5 protein-coding genes are annotated in these 5256 nt (G+C 64.1%); 2 read left to right on the forward strand and 3 right to left on the reverse strand.

Going from position 1 to position 5256, the window contains the following annotated elements; translation table 11 throughout:
- On the reverse strand, positions 1-422 hold a 422-nt coding region (locus WCB02_RS37105), incomplete at its 3' end, for a hypothetical protein (protein ID WP_423966798.1).
- On the opposite strand from WCB02_RS37105, the gene WCB02_RS37110 reads away from it, so the two are divergent.
- Positions 394-1884 carry an acetyl-CoA hydrolase/transferase family protein gene (locus tag WCB02_RS37110; RefSeq protein ID WP_423966805.1) on the forward strand — a complete coding sequence of 497 codons (1491 nt, stop codon included), beginning with the start codon at positions 394-396 and terminating at the stop codon, positions 1882-1884. The genes WCB02_RS37105 and WCB02_RS37110 overlap by 29 nt on opposite strands.
- A 140-nt stretch (positions 1885-2024) precedes the next feature.
- Here WCB02_RS37110 and dctA read toward each other — a convergent pair whose 3' ends face one another.
- Both dctA and WCB02_RS37120 read right to left on the reverse strand, forming a co-directional pair.
- The gene (gene dctA, locus WCB02_RS37115; RefSeq protein ID WP_423966807.1) at positions 2025-3335 is read right to left on the reverse strand and encodes a C4-dicarboxylate transporter DctA; all 1311 of its coding nucleotides are present in this window, start codon (positions 3333-3335) and stop codon (positions 2025-2027) included.
- 100 nt (positions 3336-3435) lie between these two features.
- Positions 3436-4623, reverse strand: a complete 1188-nt coding sequence (locus WCB02_RS37120; RefSeq protein ID WP_423966800.1) for a pyridoxal phosphate-dependent aminotransferase — start codon at positions 4621-4623, stop codon at positions 3436-3438.
- A 148-nt stretch (positions 4624-4771) separates the two neighbouring features.
- On the opposite strand from WCB02_RS37120, the gene WCB02_RS37125 reads away from it, so the two are divergent.
- On the forward strand, positions 4772-5256 hold a 485-nt coding region (locus WCB02_RS37125), incomplete at its 3' end, for a M48 family metallopeptidase (protein WP_423966803.1).

Below are 5256 nucleotides of genomic sequence, written 5' to 3' on the forward strand. Positions count from 1 at the left end.
GCTTCGGTGGTGGCGGCGAATGAGGTCCTGCCGCTGACAACGAGGACCGCCCGGTAAACCCCTGGTAGACCCGGGCGGCAGGCGCCCGCCGGCAAGCCCGTCCGCCGCCCGGCATTTGCCGACGTCGCGTGCGCAGATGCGGAATGCCAACCGATCCAGCAGTCGTGCGAAGTCGCCATAAACGGCGACCGGGCCTCGTCTATCCGGGCGCCGGAATAAAACATCGACGGCGACGGTGGCCGCATCGCCGGGCTTCTCGACGCCAGCAGCCTGGCTCCGACTTGCATCGCATCGCCCGCCGGCGACTGACTTTGATATCGGTCAAATGCCATCGTCATCTCCGGCCTTAAACGCCGAAGAAATGAACATAGATTTGCAGAGTAATTCATGACGATTGACCATTCGCGGGTGATGTCATCCACGCTTCGCTCCAGGATCATGTCGGCGGAGGAGGCTGCCGCACTCGTCCCGCATGGCGCCAATGTGGGCATGAGCGGGTTTACCGGATCCGGATATCCAAAAGCCCTTCCGCAGGCCTTGGCGCGCCGAATCGAGCAGGCGCATGTCTGCGGGGAGCCGCTTCGAATCGGCGTCTGGACCGGGGCATCGACCGCGCCGGAACTCGATGGCGCACTGGCCCAGGTCAACGGCATCGAATTGCGCCTGCCCTACCAGTCCGACCCGATCACGCGTCAGCGCATCAACGCAGGGACGATGGAATATATCGATATCCATCTCAGCCATGTCGCGCAGTTCGCGTGGTTCGGCTTTCTCGGCCATCTCGACGTCGCCGTGATCGAGGTCGCCGCGATCCTGCCCGACGGTCGCCTGGTGCCATCGACCTCCATCGGCAACAACAAGACCTGGCTCGACCAGGCCGACCGGATCATTCTCGAAGTGAACTCGTGGATGGACCCTGCGATGCAGGGCATGCACGACATCTACTATGGCACGCGCCTGCCGCCGCACCGAAAGCCCGTTCCGATTCTCGCACCGGGAGACCGGATCGGCGAGACCACATTTCACTGCGATCCCAACAAGGTCGTTGCGATCATCGAGACCGACGCGCCGGACCGCGATACGGTTTTCAATCCGCCGGATGCCACCTCCGAAGCGATCGCGGGGCACATCCTGGAGTTCCTCGGCCACGAGGTCCGGCGCGGCCGGCTGCCGCCAGAATTGCTGCCGATCCAGTCCGGGGTCGGCAACGTCGCCAATGCGGTGATGGCGGGACTTGAAGAGGGTCCGTTCAACCGGCTCACGGCCTATACGGAAGTGCTGCAGGACGGCATGTTGAACCTGATCAGGTCCGGTCGCATGGTGCTGGCTTCCGCCACCGCCTTGTCGCTCAGTGCCGAGGCTGCCAAGCTGTTCGGCCGCGAGCTCGCCACGCTCAAGGACCGCATCGTGCTGCGCACGCAGGAAATCTCCAACCATCCGGAAGTGATCAGGCGGCTCGGCGTGATCGCCATGAACGGGATGATCGAGGCCGACATCTACGGCAACGTGAACTCGACCCACATCCGCGGCACCAGCATCATGAACGGGATCGGCGGCTCCGGCGACTTCGCCCGCAACGCCTATCTCTCGATCTTCATGACGCCCGCGACCGCGAAGGGCGGCACGATCTCAGCCATCGTTCCGATGGTGACCCATGTCGATCACACCGAGCACGACGTGCAGATCATGGTCACCGAATGCGGCCTTGCCGATCTGCGCGGCCTGTCTCCGAAACAACGGGCGAGAGTCATCATCGGCAACTGCGCGCACCCCTCGTTCCGGCCCGCGCTGCAGGATTATTTCGATCGCGCATGCAGATTCTCGCCCGGAAAGCACACGCCGCATCTGCTCGATGAAGCCTTCCGCATCATCCAGCCACGCTGATCGGAACGCGTGCCGGCGCATCAGGGAGGTTTGCGCGCTCGATCGCACATGATCTCCGCGCAAACGCTTTGGGTTCATTGTGAGCAAAACCCGGCATCCCGCAATCCAAGCGCGGGCCAGGCTCTCCGGATCATGCTCGGCTACCCTGTGGTGACCGCCGTCTTGACATCGCTCGGATCGATCTGCTGGTTCAATCGTGCATGCAGTTTGCCGTGGTCGAGTTCCCCCTCCCACCACGACACGAACACGGTCGCTACGCCGTTGCCGATGATGTTGGTGAGCGCACGCACCTCGCTCATGAACTTGTCGATCGAAAACACGATCGCCATTCCCGGCACCAGCGCCGGATCGACCACGCTGAGCGTCGCGGCCAGCGTGATGAACCCCGCTCCCGTCACGCCGCTCGCGCCCTTCGAGGTCAGCATCGCCACGACCAGGATGGTCAACTCCTGTCGCAAGCTGAGATCGACGCCGAGCGCCTGCGCGATGAACAGCGTGGCCAGGGTCATGTAGATATTGGTGCCGTCCAGATTGAAGGAGTAGCCGGTCGGCACCACGAGTCCCACCACCGGCTTGGAGCAGCCCAGTCGTTCGAGCTTTTCCATCAGTTGCGGCAGCGCGCTTTCCGAGGAACTGGTGCCGAGCACCACCAGCACCTCGTCCTTGATGTAGGCAATGAACTTGAAAATGCTGAAGCCGACGAACCGCGAGATCAGGCCGAGCACGATGACCACGAACAGCCCCGCGGTCGCATAGAACAGCGCGATCAATCCGACGAGATTGCCGAGCGCTGCCGGCCCGTATTTGCCGATGGTGTAGGCCATCGCGCCGAACGCGCCGAGTGGCGCGGCCTTCATGACGATTCCGATCACGCCGAACACCGCCTGCGCGGTGTCGTCGATGATGCCGCGCAGCCGGCTGGCGCGCTCGCCCATCGCCATCAGCGCGAAGCCGAACAGCACGGCGAACAACAGAACCTGCAGGATGTCGCCGCGCGCCAGCGCACCGACCACGCTGTCGGGGATGATGTTGAGCACGAAGTCGACCGATCTCTCGGCCTGCGCCTGCTTCACGTAGCTGGCAACCGCCCCGGCATCGGGCTTGGCCGCGAGGCCATGGCCGACCTGGACCAGATTGGCCATGATGAGGCCGATGACGAGCGCAAAGGTCGAAACGATCTCGAAATAGACCAGCGCCTTGATGCCGACCCGGCCGACCTTCTTCGCATTCTCGATGTGGGCGATGCCCGAGACGACCGTGCAGAAGATGATCGGAGCGATCACCATCCGGATCAGCTTGATGAAGCCGTCGCCGAGCGCCTTGATCCAGTCGTTGGTGGCGATCGTGGGCGACAGCCATCCGACCACCACGCCGAGCAGGATCGCGATCAGCACCTGAAGATAGAGGATCTTGTACCAGGGCTTTGCCGCCGCAGGAATTCCAACTCCCATCACGTCTGTCGTCACTTTATTCTCCACAGGACTTTAACTCTCCACACATCGTCGTGCCTGCGCACCGCAGACCTGGCTCAGATCAATCGGGGCGGCGTCGCTAGCCCAGCCAGCGCGCAATCCGCGCTACCGCCTCGCGCATATCCTCGGCCGACCGCGCGTAGCAGAAGCGGATGAAATCACGGCCGTGAATGGGATCGAAGTCGACGCCCGGGGTGGCGGCGACATGCGCCTGCTCCAGCATCGTCTTGGCGAATTCGAAACTGTCGGACGTGAAATCGGACACATCGGCATAGAGATAGAACGCGCCGTCGGCGGGCAGGAACCTGGCGAGCCCGGCCCGCGGCAGGCCTTCGATCAGGATGCGGCGATTCTCCAGATAACCGGCCTTGATCGCCTCCATCTCGGCCGCGCCGGCGAAGGCGGCTTCGGCGGCGATCTGCGACAGGGTCGGTACCGAAATGGCGAGGTTCTGCTGCAGCCGTTCGATCGGCCGAACCAGGGGCTCCGGCACCACCATCCAGCCGACGCGCCAGCCGGTCATGCAGAAATACTTCGAGAACGAGTTGATCACGAGTGCGTGTGGCGAAAGCTCCGCCGCCGTCGCCGCCGGAAAGGCGTAGTCCAGACCATGGTAGATCTCGTCGGAAATGAAGCGGATGCCGGCGTCCTGCGCGGCCGTCATCAGGTCGCTCAGCGCCTGCCTGGACATCATGGTTCCCGTGGGATTGGCCGGACTGCCGACCAGCACTCCCCTCAAGGGGGCCCGCCGGTGCGCGGCAAGCAGGGCTTCGCCGGTCAGCGCGTGGCGGTTTTCGCTCGATGTCTCGATCAGGACCGGCTCGCAGCCCAGTGCCGTCAGGATGTGACGATAGGGTGGATAGCCGGGCACGGTGACCGCGACGCGATCGCCCGGCTCGAACATCGCCAGAAACGCCAGGATAAAAGCGCCCGAAGACCCCGTGGTCACCATGATTCGTCCGGCGTCGAGGGTAAAGCCGTAGGCATCGCGGTAGTGGCGGGCGATGCGGGCGCGCAACGAGGGAATGCCGAGCGCAGACGTGTAGTCGATCCGGCCGCCCTCGAGCGCCGCTCGGGCGGCTGCGATCGCCGCTTTCGGCGCGGCAGCTGCCGGCTGGCCGACTTCCATGTGAATGACATGGCCGCCGGCCGCTTCGATGCGCTCGGCGGCCGCCATCACGTCCATCACCATGAATGGCGGCACATCGCTGCGGCCGGATGCCGCAAGCAGGTTTCCGGCACGGTGTCCAACTGTCGCGTCGAGCATCGATATCTGCTATCCACCAATGGTCGGATGAGGCCCCTGGAATGCCCCAGACCGGCCGCATTCCAGGTTTCTGAGGGCATAGCCCGTATCCGGTCCGCCGCCAATCGGGAAACACCACAGCTTGAGGCCATTCGCCAAAGACCATCCCATGTTGCTCCGCACCACGCTCCACAAGAAAACATCTGCCCTGACCGCCTTGGCCGCCGCCGCAGCGCTCGCGCTGGCGCCGGTCGCGCCAGCGATGGCGCAACAGAACAAGGGGCCGCCGATTCTGCGCGACACCGAGACCGAGCAGCTGCTGCGCGACTATACCCGCCCGGTCCTGCGCGTTGCCGGACTGGAAAAGCAGAACATCCAGGTCACCATCATCAACGACGCCTCGTTCAACGCATTCGTCGCCGATGGGCACCGGATCTTCGTCAATTACGGCGCGATCATGCAGTCGGAGACGCCCAATCAGCTGATTGGCGTGCTGGCGCACGAAACCGGCCACCTGGCCGGCGGCCATCTCGCCAAGCTGCGTGAGCAACTGGCGCGCGCGCAGACCCAATCGATCATCGCCATGCTGCTCGGTGCCGGCGCCATGGTGGCGGGGGCGCGAGGCGGTGGCAACGGCCTCGCCGATGCCGGCGC

It is taken from the genome of Bradyrhizobium sp. (genome assembly GCF_049581145.1).
Taxonomy (GTDB): Bacteria; Pseudomonadota; Alphaproteobacteria; order Rhizobiales; family Xanthobacteraceae; genus Bradyrhizobium.

Coding starts and splice junctions, on each gene's coding strand:
- dctA (WP_423966807.1), bottom strand. CDS start 3,335: ATGGGAGTTGGAATTCCTGCGGCGGCAAAGCCCTGGTACAAGATCCTC.
- WCB02_RS37120 (WP_423966800.1), bottom strand. CDS start 4,623: ATGCTCGACGCGACAGTTGGACACCGTGCCGGAAACCTGCTTGCGGCA.